A 20,859-nucleotide genomic window follows, 5' to 3' on the forward strand; every position below is an offset into this window, starting at 1 on the left:
CCACGCGCGAACGGCTCGCCACCGCCCACGGCGACGTGGTCGCTGCTGCCGGTGACGCCTCGAGCGCCGCCGACATCGCCGAGGTCATCGCCCTCGCCGAACGCGAGTTCGGTGCGCCGGTCGACGTCTACGTCGCGAACGCAGGCGTCGGCGTGGGCGCAGGTCTGGCCGACGAGGCGAGCTGGGCCACCGCGATCGACGTCAACCTCATGGCGCACGTGCGCGCCGCGCAACAGCTCGTGCCGGGATGGGTGGAGCACGGCCGCGGCTACTTCGTCTCGACGGCGTCGGCTGCCGGCCTGCTCACGCAGATCGGCTCGTCGACGTACGCGACGACGAAGCACGCGGCGCTCGCCTTCGCCGAATGGCTCGCCGTGTCGTACGGCGACAAGGGCGTCGGCGTCAGCTGCCTGTGCCCGATGGGCGTCGACACGAACCTGCTGACCGAGACCGGCGGCGCCTCGCGCGTCGCGCAGCGCGCCGTCACCGAATCGGGCCCGGTGCTCACGCCCGCGCAGGTGGCGGACGACGTCATGCGCGCGATCCAGAACGAGACGTTCCTCGTGCTGCCCCACGCGAACGTGCTCGACATGTACCGCGCCAAGGGCGCCGACTACGACCGGTGGATCCGCGGGATGCAGCGCTTCCGCGCGCACTTGGCGTCGAACTGACGTACGCGACGGTGGGGCCGGGCGACGGTCGACCGGAGGGAATACCCCCTGGGGGTATGGTGTTGTGTCAGAAAAACACGACGAAGGAGCAGTCATGGCTGAGCAGAACACCAGCACCTACACCGTCATCGGCATGACCTGTGGCCACTGCGAGATGAGCGTGCGCGAGGAACTCGAGGAGATCCCCGGCGTCAGCGACGTCGTCGCCAACCACGAGAGCGGCGTCGTGACGTTCACCTCCGAGCAGCCCGTGAGCCGCGAGCAGGTCGACGCCGCCGTCACCGAAGCCGGATACCAGCTCGCCTGAGGATGATCGAGCCGACCACGCAGACCCCGACCCCCACCCCAGCGGCGTCAGTAGCCCCCAAGGCTCCGGCAACGCCGACGCAGAGTGTCGAACTGGCGCTGACGGGCATGACGTGCGCCTCGTGCGCGAACCGCATCGAACGCAAGCTCAACAAGCTCGACGGCGTCGAGGCCAGCGTCAACTACGCGACGGAGAAGGCACGCGTCGCCTTCGCCGACGACGTGACGCCCGACGACCTCGTCGCAACGGTCGAGAAGACCGGCTACGGCGCGAGCGTCATCACGCCGGAACCGGTTTCCCCGCCGTCATCGGCCGACGCTGACGCCGCGCACCTCGGCGCTCACGCCCGCGAAGCGGGCGAATCACCGGCCGACGCGCACGTGCGCGAGCTGCGGCAGCGCCTCGTCGTCAGCGCTGTGCTGACCGTGCCCGTCGTGCTCATGGCGATGATTCCGCCGCTGCAGTTCACGAACTGGCAGTGGCTGTCGCTGACGCTCGCGGCGCCCGTCGTGGTCTGGGGTGCGTGGCCGTTCCATCGCGCCGCGTGGACGAACCTCAAGCACGGCGCGACGACGATGGACACCCTCGTCAGCGTCGGCACGATCGCGGCGTTCGCGTGGTCGCTGTACGCGCTGTTCTTCGGCGACGCCGGCATGCCGGGCATGAAGCACGGCTTCGACTTCGGCGCGACGCGAGGGCACGGTGCGTCGAACATCTACCTGGAGGCGGCCGCCGGCGTCACGACGTTCGTGCTGCTCGGACGCTTCGTCGAGGCGCGTTCGAAACGCGCGAGCGGCGCCGCGCTGCGCGCCCTGCTCGACCTGGGGGCCAAGGAGGCGACCGTCCTGCGCCCCGGCCCTGACGGCGTCGAGCGCGAGCAGCGTGTGAACGCAGGCGAACTCGTCGTCGGCGACCGCATCGTCGTGCGACCCGGCGAGAAGATCGCGACCGACGGCGAGGTCGTCAGCGGTGACAGCGCCGTCGACGCCTCGATGGTGACGGGCGAATCGGTGCCCGTCGACGTCGGCCCCGGTGACGCCGTCATCGGGGCGACGCTCAACACGAGCGGACGGATCGTGGTGCGCGCCACCCGCGTCGGCGGGCAGACGCAGCTCGCGCAGATGGCGAAGCTCGTCGAGGACGCCCAGAACGGCAAAGCGGACGTGCAGCGGCTCGCCGATCGCGTCTCCGGCGTCTTCGTGCCGGTCGTCATTGCGCTGTCGGTGCTGACCCTCCTCGGCTGGCTCGTCGTGACGGGCGACGTCGAAGCGGCGTTCACCGCAGCCGTCGCGGTGCTCATCATCGCGTGCCCCTGCGCGCTGGGTCTTGCGACGCCGACGGCGCTCATGGTGGGTACCGGGCGCGGCGCGCAGTTCGGGGTGCTCTTCAAGGGCCCCGAGGTGCTCGAGGCGACGCATCGCATCGACACGGTCGTGCTCGACAAGACCGGAACGCTCACCTCCGGCGAGATGTCGGTCGGTGAGATCGTCTGTGCCGGTGGTGAATCCGAGGACGACGTGCTCGCTGTTGCGGCAGCCCTCGAGAGCGGCTCGGAGCACCCGATCGCTCGCGCCATCACCGACGCGGGCCGCGACCGCGTCGGCGATCTGCCGACCGCCGACGGTTTCATCAACATGCCCGGCGAGGGCGTGACGGGGCGAATGCGCGTGCCCGGCCCGAACGCGGAGGCAGCCGCCATGGTCGACGTCATCGTGGGCCGCCCGGATGCTCTCGCGGCCCGGGGCATGGCTCTCGACGGCCACCTGCGTGGAGCCTTCGACGATCTCGAATCGGGTGGTGGGACGGTCGTCGCCGTCGGATGGGGCGGCGCGGCGCGTGGCGTCATCGCCGTCACCGACACCGTGAAACCGACGAGCGCGGATGCCCTGCGCGGACTGTCGCGCCTCGGCCTGCACACCGTCCTGCTGACGGGCGACAACGAGCGCGCCGCGCGGAGCGTCGCCGACGCGGTCCGCATCGACGACGTCATCGCCGGTGTGCTGCCGGCGGGCAAGGTCGACGTCATCACGCGTCTGCAGGGTGAGGGGCGCGTCGTCGCGATGGTCGGCGACGGCGTCAACGACGCTCCCGCGCTCGCGCAGGCCGATCTCGGCATCGCGATGGGAACGGGCACGGACGTTGCGATCGAAGCGGCTGACGTCACCGTCGTGCGCGGCGATCTGCGTCTCGTCGGCGACGCGATCCGCCTGGGCCGCAGGACGCTGAACACGATCAAGAGCAACCTGTTCTGGGCGTTCGCGTACAACGTCGCAGCGATTCCGTTGGCCGCCGCGGGGCTGCTCAACCCCATGATCGCGGGCGCCGCGATGGCGTTCAGCTCGGTGTTCGTCGTGCTCAACAGCTTGCGGTTGCGCCGCTTCGCCGGGACGGCGGAGCAACGGCCGAGTCATCGATCGAACGAGGAGGGTGGGCGCGCGTGAGCGAGACGAAGTCGAAGGAGCCGGCCGTGGAGGCGATGCGGCAGGAACCCGTCGTCGACGCACTGACGGGGGCTGAAGACGCCATGGTTGACGCTGTGGAGCCGGGCAACGGGGTGTCCGATGGCGGCGATCACGCCGCGGGGTCGTCGTGCTGTGAACCGTCGAAACCGGGGTACGAGAACGCCGGGTCGAAGGATGCTCTGTCCAAGCGGCTCAAGCGCATCGAGGGGCAGGTGCGCGGCGTCGAGAAGATGGTCGCGGACGACCGGTACTGCATCGACGTCCTCACCCAGATCGCGGCCATCCAGTCGGGGTTGAAGGCCGTGGCGCTCGGGCTGCTCGACGACCACATGGCCCACTGCGTCGTCGAGGCTGCTCGAGCCGGGGGCGACGAACAGGCCACCAAGCTCGCCGAGGTCAGCGACGCCCTGCGCCGATTGGTGCGCTGACGCTCGCCCGCCTCGCGCAGCCGGGTCAGTTGATGCTGGCCGAGTTACGCAGGACTGACTCGGCCGGCACCAACTGACTCACCTGCGCGGCGCCTCGGTGCGAGCGCTGGATCGATCACGCCCCACACACTCGAGCACGCGAAAGGCGTCAGCTGTTCATGCCCCGCGCTGCGACGGCCCAGGTGTCCACGAGCGTGCCGTTGCGTACGACGTCGACCGCGTTGGCCAGGTTGATCGCGTTGCAGCAGTGATTCGGCACGACGCGCGCCGTCGAGCCGAGCGCGGGCAGGGAGGCCCCGGCCATGTCGACGACGGCGTGATGCTCGGACATCTGCACGATGCGCGCGTCGGGATGGTCGAGCAGTCGACCGTGGCCGCTCGCCCAGGGCGCCTTGTCGGCAGCGAGCGTCTTCGACCCGGCATCGAGCACGAGACGCCCACCCGAGTGTGAGACGACCCGCGCGTGTGCGGTGAGCGCGATGTCCCCGGCCGTGCAGGCTCCGAGTTCCCACTGCTGCGCATCGTTGAAGACGTACGCACCGGGCCGCATCTCCGTGGGGGCGACATCCGTCGACGGGCCCGCGCCGTCGTTGACGGCGGAGGTGGCGCCAGGCAGGCTCGTGAGGGCGCTCCCCGACGACGACGCAGCCCCCGGCATGCCCGCGCGCGCGCCTTCGCCGGCGCCGTTGCGTGCAGCGAACGCCATGCTCGGGCTCGACCCGCCGCTACGAACGTGCGGTTCGATTCCCTTGGCGCGCAGGGCTCGTGACGCGCCGGCGAGCGCAGCGCGTTCGTCGTCAGCGGACTGGGCTCGGCCTTCCGGCGAGTACGAGTGGCCGGGAAAGGTGAAGACGCCGCGCACGTCGAAGCCGAGGCTCGCGATGCCCGCGGCGAGCTCGCCTGCGTCACGCGCCGGGATGCCGGTGCGGTGCTGACCCGAGTCGAGCTCGACGAGGACCTCGACCACCGCAGAGCCGAGCGGCTTGCGCAGCTGGCGCGCGGCCGTCATCGAGTCGCAGCCGACGCCGACGCGCGCGCGTTCCGCGAGGGCGCGCAGGCGCCGCCCAGCCTCGTCGTCGACCCACAAGGGGTAGGCGATGAACACGTCGTCGAAGCCCGCGTCGACGAAGACCTCGGCCTCACCGATCGTCGCGACGGTGATGCCGTGCGCCGCCGCGTCACGCTGCATCGTGGCGATCTCCGGCATCTTGTGCGTCTTGACGTGCGGCCGCAGCGCGACACCGGCGTCACGACCCAGGCTCGCCATGGCGTCGATGTTGCGTTCGAGCACGTCGAGGTCGGCGACGAGGCGGGGCGTGGCGGTCACGAGCACTCCTGACGGTCGGATGCATTCATTCTGCCGGTCGCCGGGCCGCAATCTTTTGCTCCCTGCGCGGGAAACCTCGCTTCACGTGATGCGTGGCGACGAATCGTGACGTGCGCGGGCGCGTCACCAGTCCGCGCGGGTCGTCTCGTGCTGTCCTTCGAGTTCGGTGAATCCGGCGTCGATGATGCTGACGCGGCCCGGCGTCGCGGCCCAGTGCGCCTCTGTATCGCGCACGATGCGGACGCGGTGGTCGTCGGCCGCCCACCGTGCGCGCTCCTCGCCGCTCATCGATTCCCACGCTCGCTGCGCCGCGTGGGCGCACTGGGCGGCGCTCTTTCCGCTCGTCATCGTGACGAGGGGGCTGAGGCGGACGGTGACCATCGCATCCACGTCCTGCGGGTCGCGAGCGTCGCTCGTTCCATCGTCGGGGTGCGACGGGAGCTGCGTGCCCTCGACCTGCATCTTCTTCAGCTCGGGCGGCAGCGGTGACGTCGGCGCCGGCGTGAACGTACGAGCCTCGGCGCTGCCGTGACGCGCCGTCACCCCGTCGAGGGCCTGCGCGTCACTCCAGCGCTTGCCGCTGCAACGCCTCACGATCTTGCGGATGGCGATGCCGCGCCAGGCGTCGACGGCGTCGAGCATCGCCGTGTCGGGGGCGGGCGTCTCGATGCCGCCAGCGGCGCCGCCGTCGTCGGTGCCGTCGGCGCCCTCGGCGTCAGGAGACATGACGGGGTGCGCACGGCGCTCGGCCTCGACGAGCAATCCGACGCAGGCCTGCGCGGCCGCGGCGCAGGCGTCGAGTTCGTCCGGTGGCGCGGTCTTCTCGACGCGCAGCGCGATCTGCATCGCCAGAGGCGGGGCGTCGGTCTCGGGCGCGGGTCTCGTCTCACTCATCGCACCATTGTGGTGCAGGCGCGGCCCGGGCGCGAAGAATGGCGACGATGCGAGCTGCCCCGTGTCCGACGCCGCGAAGGCCGCGCCCGAGGCGTCGGGCGCGGCCTTCGCCGTCACGGCTGGCGGTGCGAAAGTGACCGAAATTCGCGGATGGAATCAGGAATCGCGAAGGTGGCCGATAATCGCAGATGTGGCCAGGAATCGCAGATGGTCACGGCGTGCGGGTGGGGGAGGCGGAGTCGTTGGCGGTGTTGCCCTCTGTCACGTTCGGGGCGGTCTCCTTCTGGAACCACACGACGGGCAGCACACAGATCGCGACGACGGCGATCATCGCACCGGGCGCGGGCGCCCAACCCGTCGAGTCGATGAGCTTCTGCCCAACGAGCGGCGCGAACCCGCCGAAGATGGCGGTCGCCGTCGTGAATCCGAGCGCCATGCCCGACATGCGGGCCTTCGACTTGAACTGCTCCGCGATGGCCGACGCGGCCACGGCGCTCCACCCGCCCGCGACGGCGGCGAGCACGAGGGCGCCCGCGAGCGCCGCGCCCGTCGAGCCGTCCGCCATGAGCTGGAACATCGTCAGCGACGTCACGGCCGCGAGCACCCCGAAGATGAGCAGGATGGGACGGCGGCCGAACCGGTCGGCGGCGAGGCCCGCCAGCGGCGTCACGAGGATGACGGCGATCGCCGCCGCGGTACCGAGCCACAGGGCGTCGGACTCGCTGAACTTGCCTGCGGACTGCAGGAACGTCGGCGCGTAGCCGATGCCGACGTAGTACGTGATCGACCCGAGCGCCGAGATGGCGAAACCACGCCACACCGCGGCGGGCTCGGTCTTGAGCACCTCGACGAGCGGGTTCTTCGACTTGTCCGCCTCGGATTCCTCTTCGAACACGGGCGACTCCTCCATGCGTGAGCGCATGAACAGGGTCGTCGCAGCCATCGCCGCGCCGATGAAGAACGGCACGCGCCAGCCCCAGGAATCGAGGTCGTCACCGACGAAGTACGACGTCGTAATCGCCGAGAGGCCGACCGCCAGCAGGCCACCGATCTCGCTCGCCGCGGAGGCCAGCGACGTGACGAAGCCGCGGCGGTGCGGTTCGGAGCCCTCGACGAGGTACGTCATGACGCCCGAGTACTCGCCGCCGACGCTGAACGCCATGAGGGCGCGCAGCGCGATCATCAGGTAACCCGCCATGGGCCCGATGGAGGCGTACGTCGGCAGGCATGCCGTCGCGAGCATCGCCAACGTCATGAGGGCCATGGAGATGAGAAGGACGGGCTTGCGCCCGATGCGGTCGCCGACATGGCCGAAGAACGCGGCGCCGACGGGGCGCATCAGGTAGGTGCCGGCGAAGACCAGCAGCGTCCATGCGGTACCGCTCGTGCCGCCGCCGAAGAAGACGCGCGAGATGACCGTCGTCAGGTACAGGTACAGCGTGAAGTCGTACCACTCGATGACGGTCGACGACCCCGCGACGGCGAGCGACGTCTTGCTCAGCGGGCGATGGGCGTCGAGGGCGCGTGGCGCGTCGACGGGGATGGCTGCCATGGGAGATCCCTTGTGCTGGAGGCGTCCTCGGCTCGGGTGGTGCATCGAGCGTCATGGTGCGAGGGGCGGGCGCCAGGGGCGAATAGGTGACCTCCAGCCAAGCACGATGGTGCGACGAATGCCACGCCCGTGACAGTGACATGTGAAGGTTCGCAACCTTTGCGCGTAGACTGGATGCTTCGTGCAGGTGGCCGACTCGCCCCTGCGCCTCCCCTCGAATCGGAGCGCCCCGCGCTCGTCGTGCGCCCGGCGCGCGGCAGCGCCGAACCGGGCAGCCCACGTCGTCGAACGACGCCCTCCGATCTCGGGAACGCGTGGCGCATGAGAGTCGGACGATCGTCGAGATGCGAGATCGCCTGCGACGCGCGGATTCACCGCGCGGGCTTTCACCATCGATCGTTCGTCTTTCCATGCAACCTCTCCAGGAGTCATCTGTGCCCTCGTTCTCCGATCTCGGCGTGCCCGCCGTCCTCGTCAAGACCCTCGACAAGCTCGGCATCGACACGCCGACACCCATCCAGGCCGCGACGCTGCCCGACTCGCTCAAGGGCCGCGACGTCCTCGGCCGCGGCCGTACCGGCTCGGGCAAGACGTTCGCGTTCCTGCTGCCGCTCGTCGCCCGTCTCGACGAGACGCGCTACGAGATCGACGCCTACCGCCCGCGCTCGCTCGTCCTCGCGCCGACGCGCGAGCTCGCCAACCAGATCGCCGACTCGCTCAAGCCGCTGGCCGCGGCGGCCGGGCTGTCGTACACGACCGTCTTCGGCGGCGTCGGGCAGAACCCGCAGGTCAAGGCTCTCAAGGCGGGCGTCGACGTCCTCATCGCGTGCCCCGGGCGTCTGGAAGACCTCATGGGCCAGGGCTTCTGCGACCTGTCCGACGTCGAGGTCTGCATCCTCGACGAGGCCGACCACATGGCCGACATGGGCTTCCTGCCCGGCGTCAAACGCATCCTGACGAAGGTGCCGCGCGAGGCGCAGCACCTGCTGTTCTCCGCGACGCTCGACGGTGGCATCGACGTGCTCGTCAAGAAGTTCCTGTCGAACCCGGTGACGCACCAGGCCGATTCGGCGCAGTCGCCCGTCGCGACGATGGAGCACCACGTCTTCGCCGTCGACTCCGACTCGCGCATCGACGTGCTCACCGACCTCGTCTCCGCACCCGGACGCACGGTCGTGTTCACCCGCACCAAGCACGGCGCGAAGAAGCTCGCTAAGCAGCTCGCCGGCCGCGGCATTCCCGCCGTCGACCTGCACGGCAACCTGTCGCAGAACGCTCGCGTGCGCAACCTCGACGCGTTCCACTCGGGCGCCGTCGAGACGCTCGTCGCGACCGACATCGCCGCGCGCGGCATCCACGTCGACGACGTCTCACTCGTCGTCCACGCCGACCCGCCCACCGAGCACAAGGCCTACCTGCACCGCTCGGGCCGCACCGCCCGCGCCGGCGCCGCGGGCACCGTCATCACCCTCATGACGCCGGATCAGCGCGGCGACGTGAAGTCGCTGCTGCGCATGGCGAAGATCAACGCAACGACGACGAACGTCACCGCCTCGCACCCGCTGCTCGAGAAGCTCGCGCCCGGTGAGCGTCGCACGATGAGCGCCGACGAGGTCGCCGCAGCACTGCCCACCGCACCCGTGCAGGAGCCCTCGCGCAAGAAGGCTCCGAAGGACGGCGGCGAGCAGCGTCAAGGCGGACGTGGCCAGGGCGGACGCTCCGGCGGCCGCAACCAGGGCGGAGGACGCTCCGGTGGCCGAGGCGCTCAGAGCGGCGGCCGCGGCGGTCAGGACGGCGCCGGCCGTGACAACCAGGGCAGCGGACGCTCCGGCGGCGCTGCGACCGGTGGTCGCGACGGCAACCGGGCGGGCGGGCGTCCGTCCGGTGGCTCGGGTTCACGGAGCCAGGGTGGCTCGCGTGGTGGTTCGGGTGCGCGTGGCCAGGGTGGCTCGGGTGCGGCAGGACGCTCCGGCGGCGCTCGTCGCAGCGGCGGTGCAGCCGGGTTCTCGTCGAACTCGCGCGCCGGGCGCTGACCCTCCCGCGATTCCCGTCCACATCGGCGAACGGCGTCCACATCGGCGATTCTCGTCCCCTTGTGCGCTTTTCGGTCACATCTGCAGATCTGCAGATGTGACCGAGAACCGCCGGTGGGTACGGGCGTCGATCACAACCCTGCGGCGTCGAGGGTCTCGGCCATGATGCGCTGACCGTCCTCGACGGCACGTCGCTGCACGTCCTGAGCGCGGCCGACGACGGAGATGCGCGCGACGTCGGCGGGCGGCGCCACCTGCGTCACCCGGTCGTCGTGCGACATGAGGTGCTCGAGCTCCTGCTTGCGCAGGTTGCGGCGCGTCCAGGCCGCGCTCGCGCCGGGCGCGTGACGGGACATCCACCGCGCGACGAGTCGCTTCTCGACCGCCTTGTCGCGGCTCAGATCCAGCGACGGCGCCTTGGTGCGCAGCACGAGCACGTGCGTCGCGCCCTGGGCCAGTGCTGTCTCGACGGGGATGTTCTCAGCGATCCCGCCGTCGATGAAACGTCGCCCGTCGATCTCGACGGGTGCGCCGCCGAGAACCGGCAGCCGCGCCGTGGCGCGCAGTGCGTCCTGCAGGCTCGCCCTGTCGTGGATCATCGGCGCCAGGTCGACCGCGTCGCCACTCGCCGCGTCGGTGGCGATGGGGTGGTACTCGACATCGCTCGCGAGGATCTCCTCGAACCCCATCGGCGTGACGTTCTCGTACAGGTCGTAGACGATGACGTCGGTGTCGACGACGGGTTTGCGACGCAGCGCGTTCGACGGGCGGATCGTCGCATTCATGCTCTCCGGCGCCCACCAGCCGTGCAGATTGGCCCGGGCGCGGCCACAGATCAGCCAGGCGCCGTTGAGAGCTCCGGCCGACGCGCCGTAGACCGCATCGACGGTCGTGAGCAGGTCGCGAGCCTCGAGCTCGGCCACCATGCCGCCGCCGTAGGCCGCGCGGGAACTGCCGCCTTCGAGGACGACGGTGACGCGCGCGTGGTCGTGACGCCGCAGGGGCTGGCTCGAGTTGTCGCGCCGGTGGCGCATGACGTCGAGGACGGTCTTCACGGTTCCCCATCCTGACGCGCGTCGGCCCCACGGGCCAAACGCGAGGGTGAAACCCTCCCGACCGCCCCAGGCCACCAACGCGGCCCGCTGACCAGAGGAACGGCGGCGGGGGACGACCTGCTTGGATGTGCGGATGGAGTTCACCGCCGCGATGCTCGCCGCCGTCGTCGCGGCGATCCTCGTCGGCGCGGTGCTCCAACGCCTGTCGGGTTCGGGCATGGGGCTCGTCCTGGCTCCGACACTGACGCTCATCATGGGCGCCGCCCATGGCGTCCTGCTCGCGAACGCGACGACGACCGTTTCCGGCCTGCTGCTCACCCTGACGTTGCGACGTGACGTCGACTGGCGGCGCGCCGGCATCATCTGCGCCTGTGTCGTGCCGGGCGCTCTCGTGGGTGCCGTGGTCGTACGCGAGGTCAGTGCGGCCTGGCTGCAGGTCGTCGTCGGAGTGGCGGTGCTCGGCGCGATCGGCTTCACCGTCGGCGCCGATCGCCTCGGCCGTCTACCGCACGTCACGTCCGCGTGGGTGACGCCCGTCGCAGGCGTCATCGGCGGATTCTTCAATACGCTGTGCGGGGTCTCGGCGCCCGTCCTCGTCATCCACTCCCGGCTGACGCGGTGGGAGCACCGATCGTTCGCCGCGACCCTCCAACCCATCTTCATGACGATGGGGGCCATCTCGGTCATCGCGAAGACGACGCTCGGGTCGACGGGCTCGACCGAGTTGCCGCCCTGGTGGCTCATGCCGCTCGTCGTCGTGCTCGTGCTCATCGGTGTCCGCATCGGCGAGGGTCTCACGCCTCGCGTGACGACGGCGCAGGCGAAGCGACTCGCGATGGCGCTCGCCGCGCTCGGTGGCGCGTCGGCGCTCGTGCGGGGTCTTCTCACGCTCTGACGCTCACCTGACGGGCATCTGCGACGCGCCGCCGCCTGCCCCCAGGCCGACGTGGTCGAATGACGCATGAGCACTTTCACTCTCGCCGGTCATCGCGTCGGACGCGTCGGGTACGGCGCCATGCAGCTTCCCGGGCCGGGCGTGTTCGGTCCGCCACGCGATCACGACGAGGCCGTCCGCGTGCTGCGTCGCGTCGTCGAGCTCGGCATCGACCACATCGACACGTCGCAGTTCTACGGCCCGAACGTCTCGAACGAACTGATCAAGGAGGCGCTGCACCCCTACGCCGACGATCTCGTCATCGTCTCCAAGGTCGGCGCCGTGCGGGGCCCGTCGGGTGAGTGGCTGCCGGCGCAGCGCCCCGACCAGCTCGTGGCCGCGGTCCGCGAGAACCTCGTGACGCTCGACGTGGAGCGGCTGCCGGTCGTCAACCTGCGCGTCCTGCCCGTCGACGAGATCGGCGAGGAGAACGCCTGCCCCCTCGAGGAGCAGCTCGGTGCCATGCAGGGCCTGGTCGAGGCGGGGGAGCTCGAGGCGTTCGGCGTCAGCAACGTCTCGACCGAGCAGGCGCGCGTCGCGCTCGACGCGGGCGCCGTGTGCGTGCAGAACGCCTACAACCTCCTCATGCGCGACGACGACGCCACGCTCGAGCTGTGCCGTGAGCGTGGCGTCGCCTACGTGCCGTTCTTCCCGCTCGGCTCGGCGTTCGAGCACCTGCCGAAGGTCGGCGACGACCGGACGGTGCGGCGCCTGGCCGCCGAACGCGGCGCCACGCCGGCGCAGGTCGGCCTGGCCTGGTTGCTCGCGCGCGCCGAGAACGTTCTGCTCATCCCTGGCACATCGTCGATCGCGCACCTCGAGGAGAACACGGCGGCTCGCGACGTCACCCTCACCGACGATGACCTCGTGACGCTGAACGCCCTGCGCTGAGCGGCGCGTGCCGCGCACCGTCGGAGCGGCAGCATCTGACGTCGACGGGAGCGTTCTTCCGTGCCCTCACAGACCAGATGCTGCCCTCCGACGTGCGTCAGATGTCGGCGCCGAGCGACCGAGCCAGGCGTCGCACCGGGGCGGCCTCGTCCTTCTTGCCCGCACGCTCGAGCGAGCGGGCCAGCAGCACGGCGGCGTCGACGTTCGTCGGGTCGACGTCGAGCAGTTCACGGGCCGCGACGGTGGCCTTCGTCAGCTGCGCCGAGTGGTAGTAGCTGCGGGCGAGCAGTTCGCGAGCATCACGCGACGCGCCCTCCGGCGTGCCGGTCATGCCCTTGATGAGACGCGCCGCCTCGGTGTACTTGCGCGCGTCGAACAGCTCCTTGGCCGTGCGCAGGGTCTCGTAGGGGTCGCCGCTCGGGTCGGTGATCGTGTGCAGGCCTGACGGGCTGGTCGCCGCGCCGAGCATCTGCTCCATCGTCGGCGTGGCCGCCGGCTCGTGCGCCTTCATCGGCGTGGTGGGCTCGAAGGTCTCGTCGCTCATGGCTGCTCCTGTGCGTCGCGGTGTCCGCGTCAACCATCGCTGCGGCGCCGCTGTTCCCGATCACCTCGCCTCCGAACCGCGCTCCGACGAGTGGTGGCAGCACACCGCGGGGTTCGTCAGTCCGTCGTGCGTGCCGCTTCGGACGTCGACTCGTCCTCCGCGTCCTCCGCGGCGTCGAGGGGTACGGCATCGACGTCGGGCGAGTCGTGCGGGCCGTCGTATCCGGCGAGGGAGCGGCGGCTGCCGCGGGCGACGAGCGCATCGTCGCCGGTGACCATCCCGCGCAGCGTCGTCGCACCGCCACGCAGTCGCGAGAGGAAGCGCACGAGCGAGCGGCGCTCATCGGGGTTCGTGCGCTGGTCGATCTGTCGATCGCGAGGGTCGTCGTGCGCGGCTTCGGGGTGCTGCATGTGCTCGACGGTCAAGGCGGCCACGGCGCCGGCGTGCGCGTACATGACGGAGTGCGCGGCGCTCGGGATCTCCCAGGCGCGTGCGTGCGGCGTGATGTCGCACAGGTGCCGTGCCCAGGAACGCGGGCTGGTCGCGTCGTGCTGCCCACGCAGGATCAGGGTGTGCGCGCGCACGTGCGGGAGCCGCTCTTCGATCGGGTAGTGCATCATCTTCGGCAGCACCTTGAAGAACCACCACGGCCCGCAGAGCACGTAGGAGATGAGGACGTGCACGGTGATCGCGAAGGGTTCGCGCCCGGCGCACTGCGCGAGGCGCCACGCCTGGCGCGGGATGCTGCTCTCGGCAGAGTTCACGACGGGGCCGATGAGGACGATGGTGCTGAGTTCCGAGCGTCGCGCCGCGACCTCGGTGACGACCTGTGAGCCCATGGAATGCCCGACGAGAACCGGGTCGTCCAGGTCGAGCTGGGTGATCGCGGCCTCGACGAGATCCGCGAATCCTTCGATCCCGGGCGCTTGCTTGCCGTGCGGAACACCGCCGAACCCGGGAAGGTCGATGGCGTGGACGGTGCCGACCTGATTGAGATCGAGGGCGAGGCGAACGTAATAGTCGGAGGCCACTCCGATGCCGGCGACGAGGACGAAGTCGCGACCGCGGGGGCCGCTGATCGAGGTGACGCGCGCTTGGGAGGGGCCGTGCTGCACGCGCGAGACCGTCACGTTTCCGCTCGTCGCGTGTTGCTCGGGCTCTGTCCGCATCGTCGCTCTCCATCGTCCCGCAGCGCCGGCGAACCCACACGCGCTCGCCCTGTCTATCCCGCGATCCTACCCAGGGGTAGTGGCGGCGTCCGCGCGACGGGCGAGGCTCGTCCAAGGCTGACGAGACGGGGCCCGGAGAAAACTTCTGCGACGGGGAATGAAGTGCGGATCAAACAAGTTGAGTCAAGTAACAGCAACTTTGGTGAGCCGAGGGTTGACACTCACGGCGAAACAGAGTTGAGTCATCATCAGTCAATCTGACGGTGTGGGCCACGCCTGCAGGGCGCGCGCACAGATCGTCGTTTCCTCGAACGAAGGAGATCCCACCATGGGTCGCGCAGTCGGTATTGACCTCGGTACCACCAACTCGGCCGTCGCCGTTCTCGAAGGCAACGAGCCCAAGATCATCGCGAACGCCGAGGGCGGTCGCACCACCCCATCCGTCGTCGCGTTCACGAAGAACGGCGAGATCCTCGTCGGCGAGATCGCGAAGCGCCAGGCGGTCACGAACGTCGATCGCACCATCCGTTCCGTCAAGCGCCACATGGGCACGGACTGGACGACGGAGATCGACGGCAAGAAGTACACGCCGCAGGAGATCTCGGCCCGTATTCTCATGAAGCTCAAGCGTGACTCCGAGGCCTACCTCGGCGAAGAGGTCACGGACGCCGTCATCACGGTTCCCGCCTACTTCGACGACGCCGAGCGTCAGGCCACGAAGGAGGCCGGCGAGATCGCGGGCCTCAACGTCCTGCGCATCGTCAACGAGCCCACCGCCGCGGCCCTCGCCTACGGCCTCGACAAGGGCAAGGAGGACGAGCTCATCCTCGTCTTCGACCTCGGTGGCGGTACATTCGATGTCTCCCTGCTCGAGGTGGGCAAGGACGCGGAGGACGGCTTCTCCACCATCCAGGTGCGCGCCACCTCCGGTGACAACAAGCTCGGTGGCGACGACTGGGACAACCGCATCGTCGAGCACCTCATCAACAAGGTGAAGAGCGAGTCTGGCGTCGACCTGAGCAAGGACAAGATCGCCATGCAGCGTCTGCGTGACGCCGCGGAGCAGGCGAAGAAGGAGCTGTCGAGCTCGACCTCGACGAACATCTCCCTCCAGTACCTGTCGATGGGCGAGAACGGCCCGATCCACGTCGACGAGACGATCACGCGTGCTCAGTTCGAGCAGATGACGAAGGACCTGCTCGAGCGCTCGAAGAAGCCGTTCGAGAACGTCATCAAGGACGCGGGCGTCAAGATCTCCGACATCGACCACGTCGTCCTCGTCGGTGGCTCGACCCGCATGCCGGCCGTCGTCGAGCTCGTCAAGCAGTTGTGCGGTGGCAAGGCGCCGAACAAGGGCGTCAACCCGGACGAGGTCGTCGCCGTCGGCGCCGCGCTGCAGGCCGGTGTGCTCAAGGGTGAGCGCAAGGACGTGCTGCTCATCGACGTCACGCCGCTGAGCCTCGGCATCGAGACGAAGGGTGGGCTTTTCACCAAGCTCATCGAGCGCAACACGGCCATCCCGACCAAGCGCACCGAGGTGTTCTCGACGGCTGAGGACAACCAGCCGTCCGTCGACATCCAGGTGTTCCAGGGTGAGCGCGAGATCGCCAAGGCCAACAAGGCTCTCGGCAACTTCGAGCTCACGGGCATCGCTCCCGCGCCGCGTGGCGTGCCGCAGATCGAGGTGACGTTCGACATCGACGCCAACGGCATCGTGCACGTCTCCGCGAAGGACCGTGGCACGAACAAGGAGCAGTCGATGACGATCTCCGGTGGCTCCGCGCTGCCGAAGGAGGACATCGAGCGCATGGTCCGCGAGGCCGAGGAGCACGCCGCCGAGGACGCGAAGCGTCGCGAGGAGGCCGAGGCCCGCAACACGGGCGAGGCTCTCGTCTACTCGACGGAGAAGTTCCTCGAGGAGAACGGCGACAAGGTGCCCGCTGACGAGAAGTCGGCCACCGAGAGCGCCCTCGCCGAGCTCAAGGAGGCCCTGAAGCCGGAGTCGTCCGCGACGCCGGAGGACATCAACGCGAAGGCCACGGCGCTGTCTGAGGCCAGCCAGAAGATGGGCGCCGCGATGTACGCCGCGCAGGCCGAGAACGGCGACGCCGCGGGTGCGGCCGGTGCCGAGGGCGCTGCAGGCGAGCAGAAGCAGGGTGGCGACGACGTCGTCGACGCCGAGGTCGTCGAGGACGACGACGACACCTCCAAGTGAGTGCCTGACCGGGGTGCCACGCGCACCCCGGTCGGCGCCTGACACGAGTACGGCCGGTGGGCTGCCCACGGGGAGCCCACCGGCCGCTTCGCCACCAGGAGGTGGCAGGAAGGAGTCCGTCATGACGGACCAGAACACGAGCGGCGCCACGCCCGACAACGCCGACGGTGCGACGCAGGGCGAGACCGACAACTCGTTCGCCGGCGGTGTGGGTTCCGACCTGCCCGGCGGAGAGCAGCCCGAGAACCTGCAGACGCGTTCCGACGAGGCCGCCACGCAGGACGGCCCCGACGCGACGAGCGCTGACGACGCGGTCGCCGAGCACCCGGACACGAAGCTCGCTGCGGAGCGCCTGTCCGACCTGCAGCGCATCCAGGCCGAGTACGTCAACTACCGCAACCGCGTCGAGCGCGACCGGGCTCGTGAGAAGGAGACGACGATCGGCTCGGTCGTCGAATCCCTCATCCCGGTGCTCGACGACATCGAGCTCGCGCGCCAGCACGGCGACCTCACCGAGGGCCCGATGAGCAAGATCGCCGACAAGATCGAATCGACGCTCAACCGCTTCGGTGTGGCACGCTTCGGCGCGGTCGACGAGGCGTTCGATCCCAGCGTCCACGAGGCGCTCATGCACGTCGAGGCCGAGGCGCCCGAGGGCGTCGACGGAACCTTCGTCGTGCAGGTGCTGCAGCCGGGCTACAAGGTGGGCGAGCGCGTCGTGCGTCCCGCCCGCGTCTCGGTCGCAGGCTGATCGAGCGCGCCGCGGCCGAGCCGAGTCGCTTCGTGCCGCGGGGCAACCTGCTTCGCTGACGTCGCGGCGGCGCCCCCACCGGGCGCCGCCGACACACAACTGAAAACCCCATTCGCACGCGCACGCGATGCACGCCCGGTCCGAGGCCGGCGGGCGTGAAACCACGAAGGAGGTGCGCATGGCCAGTCAGGACTGGTTCGAAAAAGACTTTTACGCCACCCTCGGTGTCGCGCAGGACGCGAGCGAGGAGGACATCAAGAAGGCCTACCGCAAGCTGGCCCGCAAGTACCACCCGGACAAGAACCCCGGTGACACCTCCGCCGAGCAGAAGTTCAAGGAGATCGGCGAGGCCAACCAGGTGCTCTCCGATCCGCAGCAGCGTCAGGAGTACGACGCCGTGCGTCAGATGGCGCGAGGCGGCGCCCGCTTCAGCGGCGGTGCCGGCGGCGCCGAGGACGTTTTCTCGTCGATGTTCGGCGGGGGCGGCGGCAGCGGTTACCGCACCTATTCGAGTGGGGCGGGTGGCCAGCAGGGCATCAACCTCGAAGATCTGCTCGCCCAGTTCGGTGGCGCCGGCGGAGGCTTCGGGGGCGGTGGGTTCAGCTCCGGCTTCGGCGGCGGCTCCCGTCAGCGCGCCGCCCAGAGAGGCGAGGACGTCGAGGCGCGCGCGTCGATCACGTTCCGTCAGGCCGTCGAGGGCAGCGAGGTGCGCATCAGCGACGCCGATGGTCAGAGCTTCACCGCGCGCATTCCGGCCGGGGTGAAGGACGGGCAGAAGATCCGGTTGCGCGGCAAGGGCCGTCCCGGCTTCGGCGGTGGCCCGAACGGCGACATGATCCTGCACGTCAGCGTCGGCACCGACCCGGTCTTCGGCCGCGACGGTGACAACCTCACCGTCGAGCTGCCCGTGACGTTCGCCGAGGCCACCCTCGGCGCCACGGTGCAGGTGCCCACCTTCGACGGCAAGAGTGTCAAGGTCCGCGTCGCGCCCGGCACGCCCTCGGGCCGCAGCCTGCGCGTCAAGGGCCGTGGCGTGAAGACGAAGAAGGCGACCGGCGACCTCATCGCGAAGGTTCACGTCGTCGTGCCGAAGGAGCTCACCGACGAGCAGCGTCAGGCCGTCGAGACCCTCGCCGCGGGCGAAGCCGACCCGCGCGAAGAGCTGCTCGCGAAGGCGCGTCGGGCCGCGTCGTGACGCCGTCACGGGTCGAACGGCGGCTCGGCGAGATCGTCGACGACCACAACGGACGCGTCGGTGACGAGCGGCTGCACGGCCTCGACGATCCGGCGAAGCCGGTGTACGTCATCTCCGTCGCCGCCGAACTCGCCGGGATGCACGCCCAGACGCTGCGCCAGTACGACCGTCTGGGGCTCGTCACCCCCGAACGCACGGGTGGCGGCGGTCGCCGCTACTCGATGCGCAACATCGCGCAGCTGCGTCGGGTGCAGGAGCTGTCGTCGGAGGGAGTCTCGCTCGCCGGCATCCAACGCATCATGGAGCTCGAGCACCAGGTCACGGCGCTGCGGGCGCGGATCGAGGAGCTGAGCGAACAGAACGCGCAGTACCGGGACGCACTCGAATCGCGCTCTCACACGCGCGTCTTCGCGGCCGGACGCGACGGCATCGTCGCGCTGCGGCCCGGCGAACGACCGCGCCCGCGCTCGATCGGGCGTTCGCTCGTGCCGTACAGCACCCGCTGAGCCCGAGCTCGTCACGACACACGTCGCACCCTTCAGCGGCGGCGCGACGCAGCGCCACACCGTCGTCGTACGACACCTGCATGGCCGAGGCCCTCATCCCCGACTCGGGATGAGGGCCTCGGCGCGCGATGCGGGCGTCAGGTTGCCGTCACAGGATGCCGTGCTCGCGCAGCAGCACGCCGATCTCGGTGGAGTCGAGCCCCTTCGCGATCTTGCGGCGCAGTACGGCGGGGCCGGGCAGCTCGGTCTTCTCGCCGTCCTTGAGGCGCGCCGAGGCATCGAGCAGCGTCCGCACGTCGTAGGTCGAGTTGAACACCTCGGGCACACCGCGCTCGACGCGGAACAACTGGTAGGTGGCTTCCATGCCGGTGCGCACCGAGTACTCGGTCGTGAAGATGCAGTCGCGGCTGGTCTCGGCGAACTGGCCGATGAAGGCGAAGTTCTCCGCGCCCTCCGGCACGACGTCAGGGCGGTCACCGGCCTTGCGGGGCATGAAGAACGACGTCACGTACGGCATCATGACCGGTACGCACTTCGCGCCCGTCGCGGCGAGTTCGGGAATGTCAGCCTCGGGCACGCCGAGGTGGTAGAGCCACTCGGCGGTGATCTCCTCGCCGGTGCACTCGCTCATCGGCTTCTTGACGTAGTCGCCGGGCGTGTCGACGAACAGGCTGTAGACCCACACGACGATCTGGTCCTTCGGCTGCTTCTTGAAGTGCGGCTGGCGGTTCACCGTCCAGCTCATGAGCCAGCTCGAATCCTTGACGGTGACGATGCCGCCCGTCACGACCCGTCCGCTGAAGGGGTCGCGCTTGGCGATGCGCCGGATGTACTCGGGGATGCGCTCATCGAGCGTCGTGACGGTCGCCGACTCCCACTTCGTCTCGTCGATGGAGCTGCAGAACACCTCGGGGCGCCCGAACGACGGATCCTTGCGCGCGATCTTCTTCCACAGGTCCCACGCCGACGCAGGGCCGCGGTTCAGCGTCGCGGCGGTGTGGTGGTCGCCCTCGTCGGAGTTGTCGACGAGCGAGCCGATCGTCAGCAGGACGTAATCGTCGTCCCCGAGGTTGACGCCCGTGTCACCGGCGTGCTCACCGGTGCGGGTCCACTCGATGCGGGTCGCGCGCTTGGCCGACGCCGTCAGGTCGAACTCGACGTCCGTCACCTCCGTGTCGTACTGGAAACGCACGCCCTGCTCGCTCAGCCACTTCGTCATCGGCAGCACGAGCGACTCGTACTGGTTGTACTTGGTGAACTTGAGCGCCGAGAAGTCCGGCAGTCCGCCGATGTGGTGGATGAAGCGGTGCAGGTACAGCTTCATCTCGAGTGCGCTGTGCCATTCCTCGAACGCGAACATCGTGCGCCAGTAGAGCCAGAAGTTGCTGTCGAGGAAGTCGCGGCCGAACACCTCGTCGATGCGCTTGTTCTCCATCTCCTCGCGCGTCGCGAGGAACACCTTGACGAGGTCCTTCTGCGCCTTCTTGTTCAGCGTGAACAACCCGTCGGTGTGCGCGTCCTGGCCGCGTTCGACGGTGGCGCGCTGCAGCGAGTAGTTCGGGTCGTCCTTGTTGAGCCAGTAGAACTCGTCGAGCACGGACGCGCCCTCGACCTCGAGGCTGGGGATCGTGCGGAAGCAATCCCACAGGCACTCGAAGTGGTTCTCCATCTCGCGTCCACCGCGGATGACGAACCCCTTCTCGGGCTCCTCGATCCCGTCGAGGGCGCCACCGGCGAGGGAGCCCTTCTCGAGGATCGTGATGTTCTCGCCGGGGACGGCGGCGTCACGGATCATGAAGACGGCCGCCGCGAGGCCCGCGAGGCCGCTGCCGACGATCCAGGCGTGCTTGCTCGCGGCGTCCTTCGGCGGGCGGGGACGGGCGAAGGCTTCGTAGTTTCCACTGCTGTAGTACATGGGACCTCCT

General features: G+C 69.6%; 18 protein-coding genes. 11 read left to right on the top strand and 7 right to left on the bottom strand.

Annotated features, from left to right (window positions below; genetic code table 11):
* From ABH936_RS06405 to ABH936_RS06420, 4 genes are all read left to right on the top strand, one after another.
* A partial coding sequence (locus ABH936_RS06405; protein ID WP_404602875.1) for an SDR family oxidoreductase occupies positions 1-671 on the top strand: 671 nt, incomplete at its 5' end.
* A 94-nt stretch (positions 672-765) separates the two neighbouring features.
* Positions 766-978 (top strand): heavy-metal-associated domain-containing protein, encoded by a 213-nt coding sequence (locus ABH936_RS06410; RefSeq protein WP_074045985.1) that lies wholly within the window; start codon positions 766-768, stop codon positions 976-978.
* Positions 979-980: 2 nt separating this feature from the next.
* A complete protein-coding gene (locus ABH936_RS06415; RefSeq protein ID WP_404602876.1) occupies positions 981-3,419 on the top strand; it encodes a heavy metal translocating P-type ATPase in 2,439 nt (812 codons plus the stop codon).
* Complete coding sequence (locus ABH936_RS06420) at positions 3,416-3,868, top strand: metal-sensitive transcriptional regulator (protein ID WP_311200878.1); 453 nt, start codon at positions 3,416-3,418, stop codon at positions 3,866-3,868. The genes ABH936_RS06415 and ABH936_RS06420 overlap by 4 nt, the downstream gene beginning before the upstream one ends.
* 148 nt (positions 3,869-4,016) lie before the next feature.
* Here ABH936_RS06420 and ABH936_RS06425 read toward each other — a convergent pair whose 3' ends face one another.
* The 3 genes from ABH936_RS06425 to ABH936_RS06435 all read right to left on the bottom strand — a co-directional run bounded on the left by ABH936_RS06425 (position 4,017) and on the right by ABH936_RS06435 (position 7,641).
* The gene (locus ABH936_RS06425) at positions 4,017-5,195 is read right to left on the bottom strand and encodes an alanine racemase (protein ID WP_404602877.1); all 1,179 of its coding nucleotides are present in this window, start codon (positions 5,193-5,195) and stop codon (positions 4,017-4,019) included.
* Positions 5,196-5,318: 123 nt separating this feature from the next.
* On the bottom strand, positions 5,319-6,089 hold the full coding sequence (locus ABH936_RS06430) for a peptidyl-tRNA hydrolase (RefSeq protein WP_404602878.1): 771 nt from the start codon (positions 6,087-6,089) through the stop codon (positions 5,319-5,321).
* A 211-nt stretch (positions 6,090-6,300) separates the two neighbouring features.
* Entirely contained in the window at positions 6,301-7,641 is a 1,341-nt protein-coding gene (locus ABH936_RS06435; RefSeq protein ID WP_404602879.1) for an MFS transporter, read from the bottom strand.
* 410 nt (positions 7,642-8,051) lie between these two features.
* On the opposite strand from ABH936_RS06435, the gene ABH936_RS06440 reads away from it, so the two are divergent.
* Positions 8,052-9,674 carry a DEAD/DEAH box helicase gene (locus ABH936_RS06440; RefSeq protein ID WP_172462956.1) on the top strand — a complete coding sequence of 541 codons (1,623 nt, stop codon included), beginning with the start codon at positions 8,052-8,054 and terminating at the stop codon, positions 9,672-9,674.
* Between the two features lie 131 nt (positions 9,675-9,805).
* On the opposite strand, the gene ABH936_RS06445 is transcribed toward ABH936_RS06440, so the two are convergent.
* Complete coding sequence (locus tag ABH936_RS06445) at positions 9,806-10,729, bottom strand: patatin family protein (protein WP_144693557.1); 924 nt, start codon at positions 10,727-10,729, stop codon at positions 9,806-9,808.
* Between the two features lie 133 nt (positions 10,730-10,862).
* On the opposite strand from ABH936_RS06445, the gene ABH936_RS06450 reads away from it, so the two are divergent.
* A complete protein-coding gene (locus tag ABH936_RS06450) occupies positions 10,863-11,624 on the top strand; it encodes a sulfite exporter TauE/SafE family protein (protein WP_312294057.1) in 762 nt (253 codons plus the stop codon).
* Between the two features lie 66 nt (positions 11,625-11,690).
* Entirely contained in the window at positions 11,691-12,554 is an 864-nt protein-coding gene (locus tag ABH936_RS06455) for an oxidoreductase (RefSeq protein WP_404602880.1), read from the top strand.
* Positions 12,555-12,651: 97 nt separating this feature from the next.
* On the opposite strand, the gene ABH936_RS06460 is transcribed toward ABH936_RS06455, so the two are convergent.
* Together ABH936_RS06460 and ABH936_RS06465 are read right to left on the bottom strand one after the other, a co-directional pair.
* Positions 12,652-13,098 carry a M48 family metallopeptidase gene (locus tag ABH936_RS06460; protein ID WP_222121120.1) on the bottom strand — a complete coding sequence of 149 codons (447 nt, stop codon included), beginning with the start codon at positions 13,096-13,098 and terminating at the stop codon, positions 12,652-12,654.
* A gap of 116 nt (positions 13,099-13,214) precedes the next feature.
* Positions 13,215-14,228 carry an alpha/beta fold hydrolase gene (locus ABH936_RS06465; RefSeq protein ID WP_404602881.1) on the bottom strand — a complete coding sequence of 338 codons (1,014 nt, stop codon included), beginning with the start codon at positions 14,226-14,228 and terminating at the stop codon, positions 13,215-13,217.
* Positions 14,229-14,595: 367 nt separating this feature from the next.
* Here ABH936_RS06465 and dnaK point away from each other — a divergent pair, with 367 nt between their 5' ends.
* The 4 genes from dnaK (at position 14,596) to ABH936_RS06485 (ending at position 18,934) form a co-directional block, all read left to right on the top strand.
* Positions 14,596-16,482: a molecular chaperone DnaK gene (gene dnaK, locus ABH936_RS06470; RefSeq protein WP_404602882.1), complete on the top strand. Its 1,887-nt coding sequence runs from the start codon at positions 14,596-14,598 to the stop codon at positions 16,480-16,482.
* Positions 16,483-16,603: 121 nt separating this feature from the next.
* The gene (locus ABH936_RS06475; RefSeq protein ID WP_312294046.1) at positions 16,604-17,233 is read left to right on the top strand and encodes a nucleotide exchange factor GrpE; all 630 of its coding nucleotides are present in this window, start codon (positions 16,604-16,606) and stop codon (positions 17,231-17,233) included.
* 178 nt (positions 17,234-17,411) lie between these two features.
* Positions 17,412-18,428, top strand: coding sequence for a DnaJ C-terminal domain-containing protein (locus ABH936_RS06480; protein WP_074046458.1), 1,017 nt, complete (start codon positions 17,412-17,414; stop codon positions 18,426-18,428).
* On the top strand, positions 18,425-18,934 hold the full coding sequence (locus ABH936_RS06485; protein ID WP_083607377.1) for a heat shock protein transcriptional repressor HspR: 510 nt from the start codon (positions 18,425-18,427) through the stop codon (positions 18,932-18,934). The genes ABH936_RS06480 and ABH936_RS06485 overlap by 4 nt, the downstream gene beginning before the upstream one ends.
* A gap of 148 nt (positions 18,935-19,082) precedes the next feature.
* Here ABH936_RS06485 and ABH936_RS06490 read toward each other — a convergent pair whose 3' ends face one another.
* Positions 19,083-20,849 carry an oleate hydratase gene (locus tag ABH936_RS06490; RefSeq protein ID WP_404602883.1) on the bottom strand — a complete coding sequence of 589 codons (1,767 nt, stop codon included), beginning with the start codon at positions 20,847-20,849 and terminating at the stop codon, positions 19,083-19,085.
* Between the last annotated feature and the right edge of the window lie 10 nt (positions 20,850-20,859).

It is taken from the genome of Dermacoccus sp. GAS27A (genome assembly GCF_044909235.1).
Classification (GTDB): Bacteria; Actinomycetota; Actinomycetes; order Actinomycetales; family Dermatophilaceae; genus Dermacoccus; species Dermacoccus nishinomiyaensis.

Coding starts and splice junctions, on each gene's coding strand:
- ABH936_RS06410 (WP_074045985.1), top strand. CDS start 766: ATGGCTGAGCAGAACACCAGCACCTACACCGTCATCGGCATGACCTGT.
- ABH936_RS06415 (WP_404602876.1), top strand. CDS start 981: ATGATCGAGCCGACCACGCAGACCCCGACCCCCACCCCAGCGGCGTCA.
- ABH936_RS06430 (WP_404602878.1), bottom strand. CDS start 6,089: ATGAGTGAGACGAGACCCGCGCCCGAGACCGACGCCCCGCCTCTGGCG.
- ABH936_RS06435 (WP_404602879.1), bottom strand. CDS start 7,641: ATGGCAGCCATCCCCGTCGACGCGCCACGCGCCCTCGACGCCCATCGC.
- ABH936_RS06440 (WP_172462956.1), top strand. CDS start 8,052: ATGCAACCTCTCCAGGAGTCATCTGTGCCCTCGTTCTCCGATCTCGGC.
- ABH936_RS06450 (WP_312294057.1), top strand. CDS start 10,863: ATGGAGTTCACCGCCGCGATGCTCGCCGCCGTCGTCGCGGCGATCCTC.
- ABH936_RS06455 (WP_404602880.1), top strand. CDS start 11,691: ATGAGCACTTTCACTCTCGCCGGTCATCGCGTCGGACGCGTCGGGTAC.
- ABH936_RS06460 (WP_222121120.1), bottom strand. CDS start 13,098: ATGAGCGACGAGACCTTCGAGCCCACCACGCCGATGAAGGCGCACGAG.
- dnaK (WP_404602882.1), top strand. CDS start 14,596: ATGGGTCGCGCAGTCGGTATTGACCTCGGTACCACCAACTCGGCCGTC.
- ABH936_RS06475 (WP_312294046.1), top strand. CDS start 16,604: ATGACGGACCAGAACACGAGCGGCGCCACGCCCGACAACGCCGACGGT.
- ABH936_RS06480 (WP_074046458.1), top strand. CDS start 17,412: ATGGCCAGTCAGGACTGGTTCGAAAAAGACTTTTACGCCACCCTCGGT.
- ABH936_RS06490 (WP_404602883.1), bottom strand. CDS start 20,849: ATGTACTACAGCAGTGGAAACTACGAAGCCTTCGCCCGTCCCCGCCCG.